This window comes from Flavobacterium branchiophilum FL-15, assembly GCF_000253275.1.
Classification (GTDB): domain Bacteria; phylum Bacteroidota; class Bacteroidia; order Flavobacteriales; family Flavobacteriaceae; genus Flavobacterium; species Flavobacterium branchiophilum.
This window is the reverse complement of record NC_016001.1, coordinates 3,453,766-3,476,190: the sequence shown is the minus strand read 5'-3', so window position 1 is coordinate 3,476,190 and position 22,425 is coordinate 3,453,766. Positions and strand designations below refer to the sequence as shown.

At 33.6% G+C, this 22,425-nt stretch carries 23 protein-coding genes; 5 read left to right on the top strand and 18 right to left on the bottom strand.

Features of this window, described 5'->3' with window-relative positions; genetic code table 11:
* Window positions 1-10: 10 nt before the first annotated feature.
* From FBFL15_RS15245 to FBFL15_RS15230, 4 genes are all read left to right on the top strand, one after another.
* A complete protein-coding gene (locus FBFL15_RS15245; protein ID WP_014085401.1) occupies window positions 11-1,324 on the top strand; it encodes a phenylacetate--CoA ligase family protein in 1,314 nt (437 codons plus the stop codon).
* A gap of 72 nt (window positions 1,325-1,396) precedes the next feature.
* Window positions 1,397-1,804 carry a hypothetical protein gene (locus FBFL15_RS15240; protein WP_014085400.1) on the top strand — a complete coding sequence of 136 codons (408 nt, stop codon included), beginning with the start codon at window positions 1,397-1,399 and terminating at the stop codon, window positions 1,802-1,804.
* Between the two features lie 284 nt (window positions 1,805-2,088).
* The gene (locus tag FBFL15_RS15235; protein WP_014085399.1) at window positions 2,089-2,475 is read left to right on the top strand and encodes an ISAon1 family transposase N-terminal region protein; all 387 of its coding nucleotides are present in this window, start codon (window positions 2,089-2,091) and stop codon (window positions 2,473-2,475) included.
* Between the two features lie 34 nt (window positions 2,476-2,509).
* Entirely contained in the window at window positions 2,510-3,424 is a 915-nt protein-coding gene (locus FBFL15_RS15230) for an ISAon1 family transposase (protein WP_014085398.1), read from the top strand.
* Window positions 3,425-3,654: 230 nt separating this feature from the next.
* Here the strand turns inward: FBFL15_RS15230 and FBFL15_RS15225 are convergent, their stop codons facing one another.
* The 7 genes from FBFL15_RS15225 to aat all read right to left on the bottom strand — a co-directional run bounded on the left by FBFL15_RS15225 (window position 3,655) and on the right by aat (window position 10,158).
* The gene (locus FBFL15_RS15225) at window positions 3,655-3,870 is read right to left on the bottom strand and encodes a hypothetical protein (RefSeq protein WP_044032365.1); all 216 of its coding nucleotides are present in this window, start codon (window positions 3,868-3,870) and stop codon (window positions 3,655-3,657) included.
* A gap of 13 nt (window positions 3,871-3,883) precedes the next feature.
* Window positions 3,884-4,879: an NAD(P)H-dependent glycerol-3-phosphate dehydrogenase gene (locus FBFL15_RS15220; protein ID WP_044032637.1), complete on the bottom strand. Its 996-nt coding sequence runs from the start codon at window positions 4,877-4,879 to the stop codon at window positions 3,884-3,886.
* 146 nt (window positions 4,880-5,025) lie between these two features.
* Window positions 5,026-6,714, bottom strand: a complete 1,689-nt coding sequence (gene recJ / locus FBFL15_RS15215; RefSeq protein ID WP_014085396.1) for a single-stranded-DNA-specific exonuclease RecJ — start codon at window positions 6,712-6,714, stop codon at window positions 5,026-5,028.
* A gap of 40 nt (window positions 6,715-6,754) precedes the next feature.
* Window positions 6,755-7,102 (bottom strand): HopJ type III effector protein, encoded by a 348-nt coding sequence (locus FBFL15_RS15210; protein WP_014085395.1) that lies wholly within the window; start codon window positions 7,100-7,102, stop codon window positions 6,755-6,757.
* Between the two features lie 29 nt (window positions 7,103-7,131).
* The gene (gene rsmI / locus FBFL15_RS15205; RefSeq protein ID WP_014085394.1) at window positions 7,132-7,809 is read right to left on the bottom strand and encodes a 16S rRNA (cytidine(1402)-2'-O)-methyltransferase; all 678 of its coding nucleotides are present in this window, start codon (window positions 7,807-7,809) and stop codon (window positions 7,132-7,134) included.
* Between the two features lie 29 nt (window positions 7,810-7,838).
* Window positions 7,839-9,200 (bottom strand): DNA repair protein RadA, encoded by a 1,362-nt coding sequence (gene radA / locus FBFL15_RS15200; protein WP_014085393.1) that lies wholly within the window; start codon window positions 9,198-9,200, stop codon window positions 7,839-7,841.
* A 307-nt stretch (window positions 9,201-9,507) separates the two neighbouring features.
* Window positions 9,508-10,158, bottom strand: coding sequence for a leucyl/phenylalanyl-tRNA--protein transferase (aat, locus tag FBFL15_RS15195; RefSeq protein ID WP_014085392.1), 651 nt, complete (start codon window positions 10,156-10,158; stop codon window positions 9,508-9,510).
* Between the two features lie 115 nt (window positions 10,159-10,273).
* Between aat and FBFL15_RS15190 the strand changes: the two genes are divergently transcribed.
* Window positions 10,274-10,933, top strand: coding sequence for a hypothetical protein (locus FBFL15_RS15190; RefSeq protein ID WP_014085391.1), 660 nt, complete (start codon window positions 10,274-10,276; stop codon window positions 10,931-10,933).
* 420 nt (window positions 10,934-11,353) lie between these two features.
* Here the strand turns inward: FBFL15_RS15190 and FBFL15_RS15185 are convergent, their stop codons facing one another.
* The 11 genes from FBFL15_RS15185 to FBFL15_RS15135 all read right to left on the bottom strand — a co-directional run bounded on the left by FBFL15_RS15185 (window position 11,354) and on the right by FBFL15_RS15135 (window position 22,230).
* Window positions 11,354-13,375 (bottom strand): outer membrane beta-barrel protein, encoded by a 2,022-nt coding sequence (locus FBFL15_RS15185; protein WP_044032364.1) that lies wholly within the window; start codon window positions 13,373-13,375, stop codon window positions 11,354-11,356.
* Between the two features lie 128 nt (window positions 13,376-13,503).
* Window positions 13,504-13,866, bottom strand: coding sequence for a hypothetical protein (locus FBFL15_RS15180; RefSeq protein WP_014085390.1), 363 nt, complete (start codon window positions 13,864-13,866; stop codon window positions 13,504-13,506).
* A 254-nt stretch (window positions 13,867-14,120) separates the two neighbouring features.
* Window positions 14,121-14,933: a LytTR family DNA-binding domain-containing protein gene (locus FBFL15_RS15175; RefSeq protein ID WP_014085389.1), complete on the bottom strand. Its 813-nt coding sequence runs from the start codon at window positions 14,931-14,933 to the stop codon at window positions 14,121-14,123.
* Window positions 14,934-15,002: 69 nt separating this feature from the next.
* Window positions 15,003-15,281: a hypothetical protein gene (locus FBFL15_RS15170; RefSeq protein ID WP_193765375.1), complete on the bottom strand. Its 279-nt coding sequence runs from the start codon at window positions 15,279-15,281 to the stop codon at window positions 15,003-15,005.
* Window positions 15,271-16,053, bottom strand: coding sequence for a hypothetical protein (locus FBFL15_RS15165; protein WP_014085387.1), 783 nt, complete (start codon window positions 16,051-16,053; stop codon window positions 15,271-15,273). Before FBFL15_RS15165 ends, FBFL15_RS15170 begins: the two co-directional genes overlap by 11 nt.
* Before the next feature lie 401 nt (window positions 16,054-16,454).
* Entirely contained in the window at window positions 16,455-17,015 is a 561-nt protein-coding gene (locus tag FBFL15_RS15160; RefSeq protein ID WP_014085386.1) for a DNA-3-methyladenine glycosylase I, read from the bottom strand.
* Window positions 17,016-17,249: 234 nt separating this feature from the next.
* Window positions 17,250-19,148, bottom strand: coding sequence for an amidophosphoribosyltransferase (locus FBFL15_RS15155; protein WP_014085385.1), 1,899 nt, complete (start codon window positions 19,146-19,148; stop codon window positions 17,250-17,252).
* Window positions 19,149-19,214: 66 nt separating this feature from the next.
* Window positions 19,215-19,817: a porin family protein gene (locus FBFL15_RS15150; RefSeq protein ID WP_014085384.1), complete on the bottom strand. Its 603-nt coding sequence runs from the start codon at window positions 19,815-19,817 to the stop codon at window positions 19,215-19,217.
* 76 nt (window positions 19,818-19,893) lie between these two features.
* Window positions 19,894-20,805 carry a PfkB family carbohydrate kinase gene (locus FBFL15_RS15145; protein ID WP_014085383.1) on the bottom strand — a complete coding sequence of 304 codons (912 nt, stop codon included), beginning with the start codon at window positions 20,803-20,805 and terminating at the stop codon, window positions 19,894-19,896.
* Window positions 20,806-20,931: 126 nt separating this feature from the next.
* Window positions 20,932-21,432 carry a DUF6646 family protein gene (locus FBFL15_RS15140; protein WP_014085382.1) on the bottom strand — a complete coding sequence of 167 codons (501 nt, stop codon included), beginning with the start codon at window positions 21,430-21,432 and terminating at the stop codon, window positions 20,932-20,934.
* Between the two features lie 63 nt (window positions 21,433-21,495).
* A complete protein-coding gene (locus FBFL15_RS15135; protein WP_014085381.1) occupies window positions 21,496-22,230 on the bottom strand; it encodes a metallophosphoesterase family protein in 735 nt (244 codons plus the stop codon).
* Window positions 22,231-22,425 lie beyond the last annotated feature (195 nt).

Genomic DNA, 22,425 nt, shown 5'->3' with positions numbered 1-22,425 from the left:
GCCCCACTTTATGGTCTCTTTATTCCAGCTATCACTCAAATTTTCGGGTTTTCCAATCAAAGAAGCTCAATCAGAATTTGAAACCATTCTGAAAATTCCAGAAGCACAATACCATCATTATATTAATGAAAAAAAAAGCGATATTGTGCTTTTTCATCAACAAAACAACCCTTTTTATAAAGCTATTTTACAATCAAAAGCCATTCGTACTTGGCAAGACATACCTATTTTGACCAAAAAAGATTTTCAAAAACCTCTTGCTCAAAGACTGTCAAACGGCTATACTCCAAAAAATGTTTTTATCAATAAAACATCTGGATCTAGCGGCGACCCGTTTGTATTTGCCAAAGATAAATACTGCCATGCACTTACTTGGTGTGGTATTATCCATCGATTTGGATGGTATGGCATCGATTTTGATCAATCTTTTCAGGCCCGATTTTACGGTATTCCGCTCGATTTTATTGGGCATACCAAAGAAAGGCTCAAAGACGTTTTGAGCCACCGCTACCGTTTTCCTATTTTTGATATGTCTGATACCATTTTAGAAACCATTTTATTGAAATTTCAAAAAAACCAATTTGATTACATCAACGGCTATACCAGTTCAATTGTTTTGTTTGCAAAATTTTTGAAAGCTCAAAACATCATTCTCAAAGATGTTTGTCCAACCTTAAAAGTGACGGTAACAACATCCGAAATGCTTTTTGAATCGGATAAATTGTTGCTCGAAACCCAGTTTGGAGTTCCGGTTGTAAACGAGTATGGTGCATCAGAGCTCGATTTGATTGCTTTTCAGCATCCAAACGGTAACTGGGAGGTTAATTCTGAAACGATATTAGTTGAAATTTTGGACGACCATAATAAGGTGTTGCCCAATGGACAAGAAGGCCGCATTGTAATTACGTCTTTGTATAACAAGGCACATCCTTTTATCCGATATGACATTGGCGATAGAGGAATTTTAGACGAAAAAAGTACAATTAAAAAACCTATTTTAAAACAACTTGTTGGTAGAACAAACGACATTGCTATTTTGCCAAGCGGCAAAAAATCGCCAGGACTTACGTTTTATTACATTACCAAGAGCATCATTGATGACGATGGCAATGTAAAAGAGTTTGTAATCAAACAACTTCAAACGGCTGTTTTTGAAATTGAGTATGTGAGTGATAGTGTTTTGAGTTCTAATCAAATAGAACGTATAGAACAAGCCATTGAAAAGTATTTGGAAAAAGGATTATCCTTTAAGTTTATTCGCAAAGACAAACTGATAAGAAGCAAAAGTGGCAAACTGAAACAATTTATTTCATTAGTAAGTTGATTTGACTTTTATTTCAAAAAAACAAATCATTACCTTTGCCTTGTCAATATTAATCCAAAAATTTGAATCAAAATGCAAAAAGACATCATGATCCCGACTGTTGAAAACATTCATTTGGCTGCCGTACAAGAGTGGAACGATGATTTTATGGAAAAAGTTTGGTATGCTTATTTGATAAATGATTCTGATTATCAGTTAGATAGCGTAATGATTGTGTCAAAAGCATTTGGAACCATCAATGGCGAGATGAAAAAAACATCTATCCTTCGGCATGCTTTTATGGAAGTAAAACCCGTGTCGGTTGTAAAAATTGAGATGTTAGAAAAAAGTGTTTTGGCACTTCACAATGAATTTATGGTTACTTTTTTTATAGACAATAAATTGTATGACAAAAAATACACTTTCAAGGCGAATAGTATAGCGCTCGAAAATGCAACCGAAGTGCCTTTGCTATTTGTAGAGGGTGTTATGGTTAGCTAAGAAGGGCAGAATACTATTATTTACCGGATTTTGCATTAGGGATAGTAGCCGAAATCCTTTTAGAAGCCCCCAACCCACAAAAGGGGTGTGTTATTTTGCACGAATATAGTTTCTGAATGTGATTATCAAAAATGATTATTTCACAATATTATATTTCTTATGGAGTTCAATGAACGTTGTTTGCAACGGATAGCCCGACCCTTGTGGTAATGCCCAAAAAACATTGAGGCTAGGGCTCATATAAAATAATTGGGGAGAATTTGTAAATTTGCAATAAAAAAGCAATGGATTTTTCATTTTTTTCACACTTTCTACCTGATGGTTTATTAGATCATTTTGATGTTTTGGATTTTAAAGAATTAGGGGATATAGCAACCAAAAAGGATTGTTTTTATATTTATTTAGATGAGAAGAATATACTTCCAAATGGCTATGAAAGTGAACAATATGAATCAAAAGGATTTTATAATCGAACCATAATTCAAGATTTTCCTATTCGTGGAAAATCCGTTTATTTAGGTATTCGTCGTAGGCGATGGCGGAGTAAAACAGATAAATCTGTTGAAATTAAAAGCGATTATTCGTTCATCACTGAAGGTTCAAAACTAACTATTGAATTGGCAGCTTTTTTAAAATCTACAGGTTTCGACCCGAGAAGATACGATAAGTAATATTGCTAGTTATTATGGTGTCAAGGCAGATTTAGTGAGAAGACATTATAAAAAGACAAGTGGTTTTAAAATTTGGAATCAATACTCTCATGCTGAAGATTATTTGATATACCCAGAAAACATAGGTGAAAATTTAAGTATTGATGAAGTAAGTTTGTCAAAAGGAGAGCTTTACACATTTGTTACTAATAAATCAGGAAAAGGTAAAAAACGAACATTAGTTGCTAGTATAAAAGGCACTAAGAGTCAGGATATTATTGATGTTTTACAAAAAATACCGTTAGAAAAACGTAAATTAGTTAAGACAATTACTCAAGATATGGCAAACAACATGCAACTAGCTTCAAAGATGTGTTTTCCAGAGAGTTCCTTGATTACGGATCGTTTTCACGTTGTAAAAATGGTTATGGAATGTTTGCAACATCTTCGAATAAAATATCGCTGGGAGGAAATTGAAAAAGAAAGTCAAGCCATAAAATTAGCCAAAGATCAAGGCATAAAATATATTCCGATTATTTTAGAAAATGATGATTCTCCAAAACAATTACTTGCTCGAAGTCGATACATTATTGCAAAAAAGCAAAGTGATTGGACAGAAAATCAAAAACAAAGAGCAGAATTATTATTTAAAAACTATCCACTTTTACATGATGCTTATAAACATACAATGGAATTTAGAAATATTTATGAAGAACAATCAAAAGAGTTAGCAAGAGAAAAATTTTTAAACTGGATTGAGAAAACAAAATTATTAAAATTAAACACTTTTAATACCGCAGCAAACAGCTTAAAATATCATTTAGAAACAATATTAAATTTCTTTACTCTAAGACTCACAAATGCAAATGCAGAATCTTTTAATTCCAAAATAAAACTTTTTAGAGCTAACCAAAGAGGTGTTATAGATGTGAAGTTCTTTCTGTTCAGAATGGAAAAATTATTTGCTTAATCCCCATAAAATTCATGTGAACCGAGGCTAGTTGGTTGTTTTTATGTAGTATTTAGCCCTAAAAAGTTACACCAAATATATTTATAAAATAGTCCAAAGATGCGTAGTTATTTTTTAGAAAAAATTTTCAAAAAAAATCGTTGCATAGCTGGGCTACGGAACTATTTTTTTTGACTCATTTTAGCAAAAAACAACCAATAGATTGGACTATTTTATATGTATATTTGGTATTATTTGCCTTCTCTGCGTTGTTTGGCTGTCCAGCTGGAATAACCAAGCACAAATACACCAAAAACAAGATAGCCAACGGCCCTAAAATAATAGCCACCCTCTGCCAATTGCAGAGCCAACGGCTTGGTATTGGTATAATACCACGTGGAAAAAACAATCATAAAAATGCCCCAAATGCCTCCAGTTTTGACTTGGTATTTCCATCTTTCGTTCATAATAATTTGGATTTTAATCTAATTTATCTGTTAATTTTTTGAATACTTTTTTGGCTTCTTTGCCTTCATACAAAATGCAATAAACGGCATCTATTATTGGAGTAGAGGCTTTGTAGGTTTGATTGAGCTTCCAAGCACTTTTAGTAGCATAATAGCCCTCTGCTACCATACTCATTTCCATCATGGCACTTTTTACGGTATAGCCTTTGCCAATCATGTTGCCAAACATTCTATTTCGCGAAAAAACGGAATAGCCTGTTACCAATAAATCGCCCAAATAAGCTGAATTATTGATGTTTCGTTTCATTTTGTGTACTTTTTTGATGAATTTTTTCATTTCACGAATGGCATTACTCATCAAAACCGACTGAAAATTGTCGCCATAACCAAGCCCGTGAGCCATACCAGCGGCAATGGCATAAATATTTTTGAGCATGGCAGCATATTCTGTACCTACAATGTCGTCAGAAATTTTTGTTTTGATGTAATTGCTACTCAAGTATTTGGCCATTATTTTGGCCTTATTAGCATCGCCACATGCAATTGTAAGATAGGACAACCGCTCTAGTGCCACCTCTTCTGCATGACAAGGCCCTGTTATAACTCCAATATTTTGATAATCAATATGATATGTTTCATGAAAGTGTTCGCCTACAATCAAACTTGTTTCGGGAACAATGCCTTTGATGGCCGAAAAAATGACTTTGTTGTCTAAACTTTCGGTCAAATGAGACAACTCTGCACTTAAAAAAGCAGACGGTATGGCAAAAATGATATAGTCTGCATAGGCAATTGCCTCGTTAATATTGGTTGTCAATCGCAGTTTTTTAGTATCAAATTCTACAGAACTCAAATAATTAGGGTTGTGGTAGTAATTGGTAAGATGTTCTATTGCCGAGGCATTACGCATATACCAAGCAATTTCGGGCAAATTTACGCACAACATCTTGGCAATTGCTGTTGCCCAGCTACCGCCTCCAATTACTGCAAATTTTGGATTCTCTGTCATCATTTATCACTTGTTTAAGAAATATTTTATTTTTTTATCAAAATGAAAATCAAACTTAGTGTTTTGTATGCTACTATCAAAATAATTAATTCATTTTCTGTTTTTTTTTATTCAAAAAGCACCTTTTTTTTAATAAAACCCCTTTTCTACCTCAAATCTTTCAATCGAAGTTGTACATTGATGCTGCCATTATAGTCATTTTCATCAATATTATATACAGCTTCAAAGGGTTGTTGGTTTTGGGTTTTGTTTAATTTGTTTCCCAAATTAAAACCAATTGCTCCAAAGCTGTTGCCATAATTTTGCTTGACATAAAGTTTCAAATGTTCGTCATTTTTGCCCATAGTTTTGCCATATCCCGTGTCTTTTATGTTTTTTGAATAGAATACAGGCGACATATTTTCTGGACCAAAAGGTTCAAATTGTTTTAAAATCCGAATGAATTTGGGTGTTATTTCATCAAATTCAAGTGCTGCATCTACCAAAATTTCTGGAATTAATAGCTCGGGCAAAATGGTATCTCGGACTGTTTTTTCAAAAGCAGCTTTAAAATTTTGATAATTTTCTGGTTTCAACGTCATTCCAGCTGCATATTTGTGTCCGCCAAATTGCTCTAAATGTTCGGCACATTTTTCCAAAGCATCATACACATCAAAATCCTTGACAGACCTAGCCGAAGCGGCATATTTATTGTCGTTTTTTGTAAAAACAATAGTGGGTCTGTAATACTTTTCGGTAAGTCTCGAAGCCACAATTCCAATAACACCTTTGTGCCAATTGTCCTGAAAAACGACTGTTGTAAAACGGTTTTGTTCGTCGTTTTCTTCTATTTGCAATAAGGCTTCTTGGGTCATGATTTTGTCCAAATCTTTTCTATCGGTATTGTATTGTTCTATTTCCGATGCAAATTTTTCGGCTTCATTCAAATCAAATTCTGTAAGTAGTGCTACTGCTTCATTGCCATGTTTGATGCGGCCTGCGGCATTGATTCTGGGAGCAATGATAAATACTACATCGGTTATAGTGAGTTCTTTTTTCTTAATATTTTGAATCATTGCCAAAATACCAGCCCTTGGCTGACTGTTGATGACTTCTAATCCAAATTTTGCCAAAATTCTATTTTCGCCCGTCATAGGCACAATGTCTGCCGCAATTGCAGTGGCTACTAAATCCAGATAAGGCACCAAATCTTCAATGGTTTGTTGCCTGTTTTGTGCCAATGCCTGTATCAGTTTGAACCCAATGCCGCAGCCACACAACTCGTCATAAGGATAACTACAATCCGATCTTTTGGGGTCCAATACGGCTACTGCTTTGGGCAATTCGTCCCCAGGCCGGTGGTGGTCGCAAATGATAAAGTCTATGTTTTTTTCAGTTGCATAAGCCACATGTTGTATCGATTTTATCCCGCAATCTAGTGCAATGATCAGCGAAAAACCATTATCGTCTGCAAAATCGATGCCTTGAAACGAAACACCGTAGCCTTCGGTATATCGGTCTGGAATATACGTTGCTACGTTTGGATAGTAACTTCTCAAGTAGCTCGACACCAAGGATACTGCCGTTGTACCATCTACATCATAATCACCAAAAACCAATATATTTTCTTGATTTTCAATAGCTTTTTCTATTCGGGCTACCGCCAAATGCATATCGGTCATTAAATATGGATTGTGCAAGTCTGAAAGTTGAGGTCTGAAAAACTGACGGGCTTGTTCAAATGTGCTAACGCCCCGTTGTAATAACAGGGTTGCAATAATTGGACTCACTTGCAATTGCGAAACCAATACTGCTATACTTGCATCCGAAGGTTTGGGTTTGATTGTCCAACGCATAACTTATGGGAATTTGCCCCTACAAAAAGGGTGCTGTTGATTAGGGTTTTAATGTTAATGCAATGCCTTCAAAAGCAATACCTTTCCAGCCGGTTTGCATAAAATTTCTAATATTTTGGTGGTTGTTCCCCGTAGGATTATTCATTACGTCGTCAAAATAATAAGCACCAAAACAGGCCAAAGTTTCGGATTCATTCAATTGCTGAATTTTTGCAAAGGCAAACAATTGGCACGATCCAGAGTTTTCGCCTGCGGCATTATGCTGTTGGCCATTGACAAAAGCAGTTGGTGAAAAGTTGTAATATTTTTCAATAATTGCAATAGTATCTGCAAAAGTAACAGATGTGGGGTTGTGTTTTATTCTTTCTAAAAATGCTATTAGTGTCATGTTATTTTGAATTGAAAAAGGTTTAGGAATTATTTATTGGATTTACCTGCAACTACTGCTACAATTTCACCTTTTGGTGCTTTGTTTTCAAAATGTTGCCACACTTCTTGGGCGGTACCTCTAATGGTTTCTTCGTGAAGTTTGGATATTTCTCGAGATACCGTTAGGGGTCTGTCTGGACCAAAATAAGTAATAAATTCCAGCAAAGTTTTTACCAGCTTGTGGGGCGATACATAAAAAATCATGGTTCTGGATTCGTCTGCCAAGGCTAAAAAACGGGTTTGTCTTCCTTTTTTTTCGGGCAAAAATCCTTCAAAAACAAATTTATCATTAGGCAACCCACTATTGACTAATGCTGGCACAAAAGCCGTAGCACCTGGCAAACATTCTACGGGTATTTGATGAGCAATGCAGGCCCGAGTGAGTAAAAATCCGGGGTCGGATATGGCGGGTGTTCCCGCATCGGAAATCAAAGCTATATTTTCGCCTGCTTGCAATCGGGCTATAATATTTTCAACGGTTTTGTGTTCGTTGTGCATGTGGTGACTGTGCATGTGGGTTGCAATGTCAAAATGTTTCAACAATTTGCCACTGGTGCGGGTGTCTTCGGCCAAAATCAAATCAACTTCTTTCAAAACTTTGATGGCTCTAAAAGTCATGTCGTCTAAATTGCCAATGGGGGTGGGTACTATATATAATTTTGACATTTATTGTGAATTAAAATTTTTGAAACGGGTTATCCAAAGAGTTCGCTGGCAATATCCTCAATTTTGGCTACCAATCTGATGCTGATGGCCGTATTTTTGAGTGCTATTTTATTGTATTTTGAAACAAAAATGGTCGAAAAACCTAACTTTTCTGCTTCCTGAATGCGTTGATCTACACGATTTACGGGTCTTATTTCGCCAGAAAGTCCCACTTCGCCCGCAAAACAAAAATCTTTTCCAACGGGAATATCCTCGTTAGACGATAAAATGGCGGCTACAACAGACAAGTCTAATGCGGGGTCGTCTATAGAAATGCCTCCAGTTACATTCAAAAAAACATCTTTTGCTCCCAGTCTAAATCCTGCTCTTTTTTCTAAAACAGCCAATATCATGTTGAGTCTTTTGGCATTGTATCCCGTTGTACTTCGCTGTGGGGTTCCATATACAGCGGTGCTTACGAGTGCCTGAATTTCTATCATCAAAGGTCTCATTCCTTCTAGTGTAGAGGCTATTGCGGTTCCAGAGAGTTCTTCGTTTTTGTGAGATATTAAGATTTCCGAGGGGTTGGTTACCTCTCGCAATCCGCTGCCCATCATTTCATAAATGCCCAACTCGGCCGTAGAGCCAAACCTGTTTTTGAGCGATCGCAATATCCGATACACATGGTTTCTGTCGCCTTCAAATTGCAAAACAGTATCTACCATGTGTTCTAAAATTTTGGGCCCAGCAATACTGCCGTCTTTGGTAATATGGCCAATTAAAATTACAGGAACATTGGTTTCTTTGGCAAATTTTATAAGCTCTGCCGTACATTCTCTGATTTGAGAAATGCTGCCTGGCGACGATTCAATATATTCGGTATGAAGGGTTTGAATAGAATCGATAATGACAATTTCTGGGGCTATATTTTCAATTTGTTTAAAAATATTTTGGGTTTTGGTTTCCGTTAGTATAAAACAATTTTCGCCCGAATGGGTTATGCGTTCGGCCCTCATTTTGATTTGTTTTTGGCTTTCTTCTCCAGAAACATATAGTGTTTTGTAAGGTAATTTTAGCGAAATTTGTAATAAAAGGGTACTTTTTCCAATGCCTGGTTCGCCGCCTAACAAAATTAAAGATCCAGGTACTATGCCTCCGCCCAAAACCCTATTGAGTTCCTCGTCGGTGGTGTTCATACGAACTTCTTGTGTAGCATCTATTTCGTTGATTCGTAGTGGTTTAGATGCTTTTACTATTTCGGGCGAGGCCATTTTCCAGGCTACTTTGGTTTCTTTTTGAATGATTTCTTCAACAATGGTATTCCATTCTTTGCAGGCATTACATTGTCCTTGCCATTTTGAATACTGATTTCCACAGGATTGACAATAAAAAGCAGTTTTGATTTTGGCCATAAGTTTGATGTTTAGGCAAAGATAACAAAGTATAAAAGAAGAATCAAATATTGTGGTTATTTCTTATGTTTGGTTGGATGTTATTATTTACCAGAGTTTGCGTTAAGGATAGTAGAGGAAATCCTTTTAGAAGCCCTTAGCCCCAAAAAGTGTGTGTTATTTTGCACGAATATAGTTTCTGAATGTGATTATCAAAAAAGTTTATTTCACAATATTATATTTCTTTTGGAGTTCAATGAACGTTGTTTGAAACAGATAGCCCGACGCTTGTGGAAACGCTCAAAAAATGTTTGTATAAATTGTTGTTTTATATAGGATTTGCTTTGTTTTCTAGAATTTTCATAAACACGTCTCTTTCGATTTCTATACAACCCAAGCGAGCCAAATGATCGTTATATACTTGGGCATCTAATAACTGGTATTGATTGGCTTTTAGATGATTGACCAAAAAATCAAAAGCTATTTTACTGGCATTTGCTACCACAGAAAACATGCTTTCGCCACAAAAAATGTGACCTAAATCAATACCATACAAGCCCCCAACAAGTTGATCATCTTGCCAGACTTCTACAGATTTGGCAAAACCTATGTCGTGTAGTTGGCAATAGGCTTTTATCATTTCATTGGAAATCCAAGTGTCCGACTGCCCGTAGCGTTTGATTTGCTGGCAATGGGTCATAACGGCCTTAAAATTTTGATTGAATGTTACCCTAAATAGCTTTTTTTTCAATAGGTTTCGCATACTTTTTGAGGGTTGATAGTCGTCTAAAAAAAGTACCATTCTCGGATTAGGAGCCCACCAAATGATGGGTTCATCGTCATTAAACCAAGGAAAAATGCCACTCCGATAGGCAAGTTGCAACCGCTCTACAGACAAATCGCCACCAATGGCCAATATACCCTCTGGATTGGCCTGGTTTACATTTGGGAAATAATTAGAATCGTCTAAAAAAAACATAGCCTGTTTTGTTTGCGGCAAAGATATTGAGAATTTCATTAAAATACTAATTGTTTTATTTGTAACAAAATGTTTTTTTTTATATCTTTGCCGTGTTTTTAAAACAATTGAATTTATGAGAACTGTTTCGTCGATAGTAGAAAATTATATCAAAACCAAACCTTTTTTGTTGCAAGCCCTTTCAGAAGGGATTATCAACCTTACGTCGTTGTCTAGGAATATGATGACCGATTTGAAGCAAGAATTTTCCAGCGATGTCAAGCAAGGAGCTATTGTGATGGCATTAAAACGGTTGTCGGTAGATTTGGATTTTAGGATTAATCATAGTATTCTTAAAGTTTTAAAAAACATTGGCGAAATCACGGTGCGTTCGTCCTTAACGGATTATACTTTTATGGTTTCTGAAAGTATTTTAAACAAACAAGCCGATTTGATATCAGAAATCAACACCCATTCGGATTTGTTTTATACCTCTTCTCGGGGTGTAAACGAAACCAATATTGTAGTTTCGCAAAGCATCAATCATTTGGTAGATAAACATTTTGCCAATGAAAAAATGATTCAAAAACTCGAAAATTTATCTTCAATTACAGTAAAATTACCTAAAGAAAACATAGTGATACCAGGTATTTATTACTACATTTTTCAGCGATTGGCTTGGGAAGGCATTATTATCAATGAAGTTATTTCTACTTCAAATGAATTTACCATACTAGTAAATGACAAACAAGTAGATGTAGCCTTTAAGATTATTAAAGATTTAAAAAATGCCTAACAAATCAGTTTGATAGTAAACTAAAGTTATAACTTTCTACCAAAAAAAGGATTTCCACCACTATCCCTAACGCAAAATGGGGTAATAAATAATATTCAGCCATTCATTGCTCGGCTTGCGGTTGCAGGGAAAGGCTAGTTTTTGTATTAGTATTTTTTATATTATTGAGTAATTTTTAAATTAAAAGCTATAATTATACCAAATATACATATAAAATAGTCCAATCTACTTGTTCTTTTTTGCTAAAATTATTCAAAAAAAATAGTTCCGTAGCCCAGCTATGCAACGATTTTTTTTGAAATTTTTTTCTAAAAAATAACTACGCATCTTTGGACTATTTTATAAATATATTTGGTATTATACAAATAATTGATGCAAAATCAACTAAAGTTACATCAATTATTTATTAAATATTTTGTATTATTGAACACCAATGCTAGATTTTTTCTCTACCCGATTTTTTTCATTGTCGTCTTCGTTGATTTCTTTTTGTTTGTGTAAGGCTGAAAATTTGCCAAAATTATAACTAAGTCCTAATCTGAAGCTGTGTGTATCTGTGGCCAAATTGTAGTCTATATACAAGTTATTAGATTGCGATAGGGCATTGATTTTATAACTATGTAGTAAATCGTTTGCCGATGCAGTTACTTTTAATGTATTGTTAAGAAAACTCCGACTGATACTTAAATCAAGTCTTTGCATTGGAGAGTTGATTTGATAAATATTGTAAGTACCTTTTGAGGTTAGAAAGTAAGAAGCAACCAATTTGGTGTCATATGGGAGAATGATTTGAGAATAAACATTATAAGAAAAAAATGGTTTTGAACCAGAAAAATAAGTATCAAAATGATTGATTTTGAAGATATTACAATTAGCTATAAAATACAAATAGCTAACCTTATTGATATTGATAGGTTTTTTGAAATACGCTACACCATCTGTAAAAAGACCAAATGGAATTGGAATTGCAGCAGAGAAATTATAATTTTCTAAACCCTCTGTTGTAATGGTTGTTTGATTGGTTTTTAGGTTGTTTAGGTTTTGTAAAACAAGAAAATTTTGACTATTGGAATAGGTGTAGTTAAAACCTAAATAAGCAAATTTGTAAAGCGACAACCGTGTTTCAAAGTTATGGTTAAAGTTTAATTGAAGGTTTGGATTACCACTATTAGTAGTAAAACTATCATAATACCCGTTGATATTTGGATCCAAATCGCTATAATTAGGTTGTTGCACTTTTCGTGAATAGGAAATAGAATAATCAACAATTTTGCTAAGATGATATAAAAAATTGATTGATGGGAATACATTGGTATATTTGCGATCATAAACGGTAGAACTACCGTACACCTCGCTATTGATTTTGAAATGTTCTACTCTTAATCCCGCCATAAAACTCCATTTGTCAAACTTTTTTTTGGTTTCAAAATAAGCCGCATAGTTGGTTTCTTTGTATTGATAATCAATTTGTGAGTTGTAAATTGGGTTATCAAAAATGCTACTATTGGTATTGTTCATATTGTATTTTCCGTTAGATTTTACTTTGTTGTAAGCCACTTTTGACCCGAAATTTATTGTAAAATCTTTATTTTTGTTGGGTAGCGAAAAATCTATTTTCAAATATTTGTTGTCTATTTTCAAATCTTTGTTTACAATACTATAAGTATTGGATTGAGAAAGCGGGTTAAAATTATTTTTGTCAAAAACACTCCAATCACCCAAGATTGTCATCTCGGATCCATTTTGATCCATTTTGTTTTTAAGATACAGGATGATTTCATTTCTAGTGTTTTTGTCGGTTGGATTGTTGCTAGTTATGGTATTTATTGATGGGAAAGTATTATCAGCACTAATTAATCCATTCGAACTACTCATATTTTTGTTGGTATTAAAATTATATTTCAATCCAATAGTTGTTTGTTTTGTGAGGTCGTAGTTTAACGTAGTTCTGTTAAAGAAACTTTTGTCATTTGTTTTTGTAAAATAAGATTGTTTTAAAAAAACATTTGGTTGAAAATCAGTAAATTGATTAATAATGTTTTTTTGTTCGTCGGATATGTTATGGTTTGCACCTGCTAAAAACTGCCAACCTAATTTTTTAACTTTACCCAGCAAGGACAATGAGGTGCCATATTTGTTGTATCTACTATAAGTATAACTGGAGTTTAACGTACCACTAAATCCTTTGAAAGTTTTTGGATTGGTAATAATATTGATAATACCCCCCGTTGAATTGGCATCATACGAAGCACCAGGATTGGTTATCATTTCAATTTTTTCGACCACATTGGCAGGAAGGCTGTTGATAAAACCTATCATGTCCTGACCCGACAAACCTGTAGGTTGTCCGTCTATCCAAACTGTAGCTCCTTTGCCATTCAAAGAAAAACCGCCCGAAGGATTTTGCATCACTCCTGGCAGTTTCATTAAGGCTTCGTACATGTTACCGTTTGATAAGATGTCATTATTTTTGATACTGATTGTTGTTTTATCTGCTTCAACTTTGATAAATTCTTTTTTGATGCCAAAAACAGTAACGGTTTCTAAATTGTTGGTTTGTGAATCAAGAGTTATTCTTTCGCTTTTTTTTTTAATAAAATTTCTCCTATTTCGATATTTCCTTTGGAACCTGCTTTGAGTTCAAATTCAAAATATTTTTTTTCATAATTATTTGATTCAATATATAATTTCAACAATCGGTCTTTTTTTGGACTTGGCAATGGATAAGCAACCTCGCAGTTCTTTATAGTAGTATTTAAAAGGGTATAGGTTTTACCCTCTAAATCAACCGTAAGTATGATTTTTTTTGAAATTGTGTCGTGTTCGCAACTGAAACCTTCGGATCTAATTTTAGCTTTTACCAACAATTCTGTTTGTTGTGAAAAGCAAATAGTTGATACTGTTAATAGTACTAATGTAATAATTTTTTTCATTTTTGATGCTTTTTATATTTATTCGTAAAACGTAATGTAAAAACAAAACGTTTTAACACGTTATTAGTGAGACTGCAAAAATCATTAATTAAAATGATTTATTCAGGAAAATGTGATGTTTGACAAGAAAATGTGATGTTTGACAAGCTTTTTAATATTGAAAATTATACTTACAATACAATTGCTTAGTAATTTCAATAATTAACTAACATAAAACCAAAAAATGAAGCTATTATAAACGTTTGTTATTTCTATTATATTACTTGATTTATATATTTTCTAGAAACAGGAATGTAATCATCATAGTTTTCGACTTTTATTTTATAGCCTTGGGCATTTCCTTTTTTGGACATAATATAGGAAGTATTGACAATATAAGAACGATGACATTTTTGAATTGTTTCAGAAATCAAAACATTTTCCAATCCTGCAAGCGAAATTCTAATTAATTTTTTTTGAAATACTTCTTTTTCAAAATAATAGACATAGCAATAGTTTCCTTCGGATTTTGCAAAAACAAAATTTTGAGCCACGTTTTCAAATTCTAATAAACTCAACCCTACATCAGAATTTTTGGTTAAATTATTTCTTTCTTTTGAACCTGCTTTTTTGTTTTCATAAACTGATAACATAAATGCTCCAAGAAAGTTAAGCATGCAAATAGGAATGCCAATAGCAAAAGTAATAAAAATTATAAGTAAAAAATTCATAAAACTAAAATCAGATTTTTGAATAAATTTCATCAGATACAAATATCCAATAAAAGCTACTAAGAAATGTAATATCAAGTAATTATAAATTTCGTGTTTGATGTTCCAAACGTTCGATTTTAAACGAACATAAATAAGTTTTAGTCCACAAAAAAACACAAAAGTAATTAAGCTATAGGGGAACAAAATCAGAAATTTGAGCCAACCAATATTTAATTCATAAGTACCAAATGGCTGAAAAATTATCAAAAACAAATAAACAGATAGACTAATAAATAATCCTTGTTTCAAGATATTTTGATAAGTATTGGATAAAGGAAATCTTTCGTTTAGAAAATTTGGGCTTTTTACAAACATAAAAATAATAATTGTAATAGCAAAAATACATTTTTTATTGGATTATGTTTTTAATTATTAACTCTAATTTTAATTTTTCGGATATTTTATCAAAATTATTTTTGCAAATTCTCCTGTTTTCTTTGAGTGGTCTAAATTAAAAGGAACAATTTGTAAATTTTTCAATGGTAATTCATAAATATCTCCTCCAACACAATATTCAGCAATTGAAATAGTCGAAATAATCATTGTTATTTCTTCTTTTATAAAATATCGGAAATAACCATCTGCATTTTTAAATAAAGGATCGTTGTCATTTAAAAACCTTATAAAGAAACTTGTGTCTAACAAAACTGATTTACGCATCATAACCTCCTCTAATTTCTTTTAACCAACTATCAGGATCAATTCCGTCAAGCCAAGATTTTTTAGCTTTTTCACGAAGTCCTTTAAGATATAAATCGTCATACTTTGGTTGATAATCAACTAACTCTAAGAATTTTAATGTTGTAGTATCTATCTCTCCTGTTGAGGAATGTTGTTTTCCTAAAGCTCTAATTCCAAGAGATTTATAAAGTAAATTTTCCTCGTAATCCTCTAAAAAACTAATTGGAGTTTGAATACGAATAGTACCAAAGTCTGCTGTAAGAATATGGATGTTTGCTTTATCTTTCCCTCCGGCATTTGTTATTTTACCATAGAAATAGAATTCCGCATCTGCCCAAATTGCTTCAGTTCTGATATATCGAGTTGTTCTATCAACTTTCACCTCATTACTATTTTCTAATGAAGTTTTTATACTAAAAATATAATCCTTTTTTATCGCAATATTTTGTAAATTTTCAAATGCTTTTGCTGTCTGTAAATCAAGAAAATCAATTTCTTGAATATTACTAACTTGTCCAATTATAGCATTAAAACCAATAATAAATTGGATTGAAGTTTTAAGTATATGTTTTACGGAACCTTGTTCAATATTGTAGCTTATAATTGGTCTTTCCTTTTTGTCGCCAGGATAAAGTAAATTTTCGGCATTTTCAAGAATAGTAATTATTTCCCTAATGTCATAATTATCGGGAGATAGTTCAATATTACCTTTTGAACCTGTTATTCTTATTTCTATGTGTCCTATTTTTTCCACAAAGCAAATTAACAAATTATTTTTTTAAATAAGTGTATCTTGTGTTAAAAGTTCACTTTCGGCTCTTTTTGGTTAGAATGTTGCCCAACTAGTAAATACACGAAATTCATTGCGTTTTTAACATACTGTATCTACTTTGCGAAAGTACAAACAAAAAAAACACTTTGCAAATTTTTTCATAAAAAAATTACAAGAATTGAAATTATCGTAAAACAAACTTATAGAAACAACTATAGAAGTTTTGAATTATGAAGTTTGAAGTTAGTGGTTAGAAGAAAGAAAGAAATTTTTGGTTTGTTGATGGGGCTTTGCCGGCATACCCATAGGGTTGTTGTTGTGGTTGGGATTATATCCAAGAGCCACTTTTTTAAGCACTAACTCAAGCGGTTTTCGATAATTTTTTACCCCCTAAAACTACAACTTTCTAAATGGTCGTTTACAATTCCTGTGGCTTGCAAATGGGCATATACCACGGTGGTACCCATAAATTTGAAGCCTCGTTGTTTCAAATCTTTGCTAATTTGGTCAGACAATGGGGTGCTTGATGGCACGTCTGATAATGTTTTTGGGCGGTTGATGAGGGGTTGGTTATTTACAAATTGCCAAAGATATTGGCAAAAGCTTCCAAATTCTTCTTGTATTTTTATAAAAGCAGCAGCATTTGTTACAGCAGCCCTAATTTTTAATTGGTTGCGTACAATTCCTTTGTCTTGAAGTAATTCGGCAATTTTAGTTTCAGAATAATTTTTGATAATTTGATAATCAAATCCATCAAAAGCTTTTTTAAAATGGGCTCTTTTATTTAAAATAGTGAGCCAGCTTAATCCTGCTTGAAAGGTTTCTAAAATTATAAATTCAAACATTTTTTGATCGTCATGTACTGGTACACCCCATTCGGTGTCATGATATTGTTTGTATAATTCGCTCGACAAACACCAAGGGCAACGGTTATTGTTTTCCATAAAAATAAAACGGATTATAAGGATAAAGCAAGGATTTTATAGCAAACGATTTGGTGGTTTGTTTGAATTTAGTACAATAAAAAAGGTGGAATGAATCCACCTTTTTTGCCCCAAATCTACCATAAATTTAACCTACTATTTTATGATGTTGTAAAAGTAATATAAGCCTATTTAACCTCCAAATAATTTAGGTAACTAACCTAAAAAAACGATAAAATACACATTTTAACATTTTTAATAGGCTCTAGCATCTTTTCCTTCATAAAAATTCATGAAAGCCCTATTCACTACCCTGTTGCCTCCTGGCGTTGGGTAGTTGCCTGTAAAATACCAATCGCCCAAGTTTTTAGGGCAAGCAAGATGTAAGTCTTCAACCGTTTGAAAAATAATTTTTACTTCGGCTTTGATGTCTGCCGAGGTAAGCATTTTTGCAATTTGGTCTGATATTTCTTGAGGTTCAAAAGGGTCATATATTTGTGTTACATAATTAACCATTTCAGCATCTTTCAAGTTTTCTTGAGCCTTGCATTTGTCGTACACTTCTTGTACAATGTGGTACATGTTTCGTTGTTTCAATAGTTCGAGGGCTGCTCTAAAAGCAATTAAACCTTCGAGTTTTGCCATATCAATACCATAACAATCAGGGTATCTAATTTGTGGAGCCGATGATACAATAACGATTTTTTTCGGATTCAATCGATCCATCATTTTGATGATGCTCATTTTTAGGGTAGTTCCTCTAACAATGCTATCGTCTATAATAACCAAATTGTCGTTTGGTTGTATTACGCCATAGGTAACGTCATATACATGTGCTACCAAATCGTCTCTGCTGGCATCTTCTGTAATAAAAGTTCGTAGTTTGGCATCTTTGATAGCTACTTTTTCCATCCGAATTTTTACTTCAAGCAATTCTTGTAGCGTTTCTTTTGTAAGTTTGTTTCGGTTTGCTAAAATATAATTGTTTTTGCGTTGGTTCAAAAAATCTTGAGCTGCCTCTACCATGCCATAAAAAGAAGTTTCGGCAGTATTTGGAATATAAGAAAAAACGGTGTTATCTGTATCGTCATCAATGGCCTTTAAAACGGCTGGCAAAATAAGTTTACCTAATTTTTTTCGTTCTTGATAAATTTCGGCATCACTGCCTCTAGAAAAATAGATTCTTTCAAACGAACACGCTTTTTTGATGGTTGGTGTCAATATTTCTTGTGTACTTACAAGTCCGTTTTTTTTGATAATCAATGCGTTGCCAGGTTCAATTTCTTGTACTTTGTCAAATGCAACATTAAAAACGGTTTGTATTACGGGTCTTTCCGAGGCCACTACTACAATTTCGTCGTCTTTATAATAATAAGCAGGTCGGATTCCAGCAGGATCTCTAAACACAAAGGCATCTCCGTGACCAAGTAAGCCAGCCATGGCATAGCCACCGTCTAAATTTTTTGAAGCACGATGCAATATTTTGGCCAAATTCAAGTTTTCGGCTATATATGGCGAGGCTTCTCTTTTTGTCAATCCTAAATTTTTACACTCTTGATACAGTTGGGTAACTTCATTGTCTAAAAAATGACCTATTTTTTCCATGACAGTTACGGTGTCTGTCATTTCTTTTGGATGTTGCCCTAGTTCGACCAAGCCGTTAAAGAGTTCTTTTACGTTGGTCATATTGAAATTTCCTGCCAAAATCAAATTGCGGTGCATCCAATTATTCTGACGCAAAAAAGGGTGTACGCTTTCGATACTGTTTTTACCAAAAGTACCATACCGAACATGTCCCAAAAAAAGTTCGCCAATATAAGGGATATTGGCTTTTTGCAAAGCGATATCGTTGGCATATTCGGGGTGTTTGGTAAGCTCTTCGTTGATGCGGTCGTTAATTTGAGCAAATACGTCTTGAATGGGTTGTGCCTGGTTTGATCGCACACGACTAATATATCTTTCGCCTGGCTCAACATCCAATTTTATGCTTGCAAATCCAGCACCATCTTGGCCTCTATTGTGTTGTTTTTCCATCAAAAGATACATCTTTTGAACCCCATAAAAAGCTGTTCCGTACTTTTCTTTATAAAATTCAAGGGGTTTTAATAGCCTAATTAAGGCAATGCCACATTCGTGTTTTAATTGATCGCTCATTTAAAATATTGTTTTAAAAAAAAAAGCCTCAAACAAATTGAGGCTATTAGTTATGTATTGGTTTACCTATAATTTATATGTAAGTGAAACGTTAGCAATACTCATTTTTTGTACATTCAAATTTGTGAATTGATTAAAAAAACCAGGATTGATATCTAACTCTCTCATTCCCATAAAATATTTTGCTTCGATTGAGAATTTTTTATAAAAATTATATGAAATTCCAGCTGTTGGTCCATAGTTGAATTCATACAAATAACGATCTGGTTTTGTTGTTTCGCTTTGTACCCAGTCGCCAATGACTCTACTTCTTGTAAAGTGTGCAATGTAGCTTACTTGTGGCCCAGCAAAAACACCTAATTTTTCGGTAATTTTATAATTGAAAACCAATGGAATGTTCCAAGTAGATATGGTTAATTTGTGTAACGCATCTAATTGCCATTCTGATTTTGATCTAAAATAATCAATTTCAGGTTGAAACGATAATTTGTTTGTTAAAGGTACATCAACGGCCAATCCAACTTGGTATCCTACAAATGCTCCTTTCCAATCTGAACTATACATGGGTAAATTAACGCCAGATTTTACAATAAATGATGGGTTTTTGTCTTGAGCTAATGCAAAGTTACATATCAATAAAACTAATGTTAAAAGGGATAATTTCTTCATCTTTTTTCGTGTGTATTTGGGTAAATTATTTGAATTATTTTTTTTTGTAAAAGTATAAATTTTTTTTTAATTTGAATTAATATGAAGTTAATTTTTTGAATTTTTCAAATCGTTTGGCAATTTCTTCAGAATCAAGTTGCAACATTCTTTCGGTTCCAAATTTTTCCACACAAAACGACGCTAAATTCGACCCATGAATAATAGCATTTTTCATGTTTTCAAACGTAATATTATCACTTTGTGCAATGTAACCTGCAAATCCACCAGCAAAAGTATCGCCTGCTCCTGTTGGATCAAACACTTCTTCTAATGGTAATGCTGGTGCAAAAAAGATGTCTTCGCCCTGAAACAACAACGCTCCATGCTCTCCTTTTTTGATAACTACATATTGTGGCCCCATAGTATGAATTTTGGCAGCTGCTTTTACTAAAGAATACTCGCCAGAAAGTTGTCTGGCCTCTTCGTCGTTTATAGTAATTACATCAACACGTTTTATAACATCGAGTAATTCTGGCAAAGCACAATCCATCCAAAAATTCATGGTGTCCAAAACAACTAATTTAGGCTTGGAGGTCAGTTGGTCCAACACACTGCTTTGTACTAAAGGGTGTAAGTTCCCTAGCATGACTACATCGGTATTTTTGAAATTTTCTGGTACTTTAGGCTGAAAATCGGCCAAAACATTCAATTGTGTATCCAAAGTATCTCGAGAGTTCAAATCGTTGTGATAGCGACCGCTCCAAAAGAAGGTTTTACCACCTTTTACTATCTCAATGGCCGAAATATCAATTTTTCGAGTGCTTAGCAAATCTAAATATTCTTGTGGAAAATCATCTCCAACAACAGATACAATGGCTGCATCTACATTAAAGTTTGATGCTGATAATCCAATATAGGTTCCTGCACCGCCCAATATTTTATCGGTTTTTCCAAAAGGAGTTTCAATGGCATCAAATGCTACTGTTCCTACTATCAATAATTTACTCATTTGAAATAGTTAATTTTTAGGTTGCAAATATAGTTTTTAAGTTTTGTTTTTTAAAACATTTCATCAAAAAATAAATCAAAAAAAGAATTATGTTTTATTTGAGAAAGGTATTATTTGCAAAATATTTTAAAGATTAAAACTTATGCCAACTTGAAAATTAAATTGGTTGTTATAATAATCAAAACCTGTTGCACTGTTGTTGTATCGTGCAATAGGAAAAGCGGCCTCGCTATATACGCCAAAACCGTCTGTAAAGAAATATCTTGCCCCAACGTGGCCACCAAAATTTTTCAAACTCAAATCCAATCCAGGATATACATCTATTTTTGGATTCAACTTTAAAACACTTCCTATATTGGCATTAAAACGTGCTTTCAAATCGACTCTGTCAGAAAATCCAGCTTTTGACCCCAATACCTCTTCTACAGATAGCAAATACCCTGCAACAAAACCATAAGACATATTTTCTCCAATTCCAAAATCTGATGAAACAGTAATTCCTGTTCCGCCACTTTGAAAATTAACTCCAACTTGCCCTTTGACATCTCCTTTTCCTTTAAATGCTTGGGCTTGTATTTGACCTATTGTGGCAAAGGTTGCTATAACTACAATTGCTAATTTTTTCATGTTTAATATGGATTATTTAATTTAAATTATTTTAATTTTGGTGCAAATGTACTGTTTTTTAACTTAATTCCTACCTTTTTCATTAAAATATAATTCACAAAGCGGTTTACTTTGCCAAAATGTTTTGCTATCCACGTCTAAAATGGTGAGTGGCCCCCAAAAAGCCGCTCCAGTATCTATATTCCAAACATTGGCTTTTTGTAGTGGAGTACTGCTTCCAATTCGGGTTACTGGAGTGTGTCCAATGTATATTTCGTCGTATAACAGAAGCCTTTTGGGATAAGTATCGGCATCGGCACTCATTTTGGGGTCTAATGCTAAAGCCATTTCCCAAAGGGTTCTGTCCCAATAGTACATTTTTGAAAAATATTCATTTGCTACTCCGTTTAAGTTTGTAAACCCTGCGTGGATATACAACCTATTTTGAGGATCTATATAATAATCTACTAAGTTTTCTAAAAAGGCAATATGCTGTTGAATGGTAGCACTAGCTACTTTGGCATAGGCCAATACCGTTGCTTCGCCTCCATGCTGAAACCACATTTTGTTGCTTATTTCTTGAGCACCAGATTGCAACCATTCCAACAAAAGTTGGTCGTGATTGCCTCTTATAAATATACAATTATGACTGTTTTTTAGTTCGATCAAAAAATTTAAAACCTCGGGCGACTGGCTCCAACCATCTACGTAATCGCCCAAAAACACCAACTGATCCTCTGGCTTTGCACAAGCGAGTTGTAAAACTTCCTGCAAGCCGAGTAGCCCTCCGTGAATGTCTCCAATAACTAATGTTCTCATAATATGAAAAGCAATTTGATTAGCCCACAAAAGTCTTGTTTTTAATTCAAATCTGCAACATTTGGCAATGAAATTAAAGGGCGTTCTAAATTATTTTGTTTTGCAAAATGATGTAACACAATTTTATTTTAAATAAATTTCATATATTTGCGTGTTAAAAAATAACCTAAATGATATGATGTTGAAATATTAGGC

Excerpts from the sequence above, each read along its gene's own strand:
- FBFL15_RS15240 (WP_014085400.1), top strand. The coding sequence starts at position 1,397 with ATGCAAAAAGACATCATGATCCCGACTGTTGAAAACATTCATTTGGCT.
- FBFL15_RS15225 (WP_044032365.1), bottom strand. The coding sequence starts at position 3,870 with ATGAACGAAAGATGGAAATACCAAGTCAAAACTGGAGGCATTTGGGGC.
- FBFL15_RS15235 (WP_014085399.1), top strand. The coding sequence starts at position 2,089 with ATGGATTTTTCATTTTTTTCACACTTTCTACCTGATGGTTTATTAGAT.
- FBFL15_RS15135 (WP_014085381.1), bottom strand. The coding sequence starts at position 22,230 with ATGAGAACATTAGTTATTGGAGACATTCACGGAGGGCTACTCGGCTTG.
- rsmI (WP_014085394.1), bottom strand. The coding sequence starts at position 7,809 with ATGTCAAAATTATATATAGTACCCACCCCCATTGGCAATTTAGACGAC.
- FBFL15_RS15220 (WP_044032637.1), bottom strand. The coding sequence starts at position 4,879 with ATGACAGAGAATCCAAAATTTGCAGTAATTGGAGGCGGTAGCTGGGCA.
- FBFL15_RS15175 (WP_014085389.1), bottom strand. The coding sequence starts at position 14,933 with ATGTTTGTAAAAAGCCCAAATTTTCTAAACGAAAGATTTCCTTTATCC.
- FBFL15_RS15145 (WP_014085383.1), bottom strand. The coding sequence starts at position 20,805 with ATGAGTAAATTATTGATAGTAGGAACAGTAGCATTTGATGCCATTGAA.
- FBFL15_RS15150 (WP_014085384.1), bottom strand. The coding sequence starts at position 19,817 with ATGAAGAAATTATCCCTTTTAACATTAGTTTTATTGATATGTAACTTT.
- aat (WP_014085392.1), bottom strand. The coding sequence starts at position 10,158 with ATGTTTTTTTTAGACGATTCTAATTATTTCCCAAATGTAAACCAGGCC.
- FBFL15_RS15185 (WP_044032364.1), bottom strand. The coding sequence starts at position 13,375 with ATGTACGAAGCCTTAATGAAACTGCCAGGAGTGATGCAAAATCCTTCG.
- FBFL15_RS15190 (WP_014085391.1), top strand. The coding sequence starts at position 10,274 with ATGAGAACTGTTTCGTCGATAGTAGAAAATTATATCAAAACCAAACCT.
- FBFL15_RS15140 (WP_014085382.1), bottom strand. The coding sequence starts at position 21,432 with ATGAAAAAATTAGCAATTGTAGTTATAGCAACCTTTGCCACAATAGGT.
- FBFL15_RS15245 (WP_014085401.1), top strand. The coding sequence starts at position 11 with ATGGTCTCTTTATTCCAGCTATCACTCAAATTTTCGGGTTTTCCAATC.
- FBFL15_RS15170 (WP_193765375.1), bottom strand. The coding sequence starts at position 15,281 with ATGATGCGTAAATCAGTTTTGTTAGACACAAGTTTCTTTATAAGGTTT.
- FBFL15_RS15155 (WP_014085385.1), bottom strand. The coding sequence starts at position 19,148 with ATGAGCGATCAATTAAAACACGAATGTGGCATTGCCTTAATTAGGCTA.
- radA (WP_014085393.1), bottom strand. The coding sequence starts at position 9,200 with ATGGCCAAAATCAAAACTGCTTTTTATTGTCAATCCTGTGGAAATCAG.
- FBFL15_RS15210 (WP_014085395.1), bottom strand. The coding sequence starts at position 7,102 with ATGACACTAATAGCATTTTTAGAAAGAATAAAACACAACCCCACATCT.
- FBFL15_RS15180 (WP_014085390.1), bottom strand. The coding sequence starts at position 13,866 with ATGAAAAAAATTATTACATTAGTACTATTAACAGTATCAACTATTTGC.
- FBFL15_RS15160 (WP_014085386.1), bottom strand. The coding sequence starts at position 17,015 with ATGGAAAACAATAACCGTTGCCCTTGGTGTTTGTCGAGCGAATTATAC.
- recJ (WP_014085396.1), bottom strand. The coding sequence starts at position 6,714 with ATGCGTTGGACAATCAAACCCAAACCTTCGGATGCAAGTATAGCAGTA.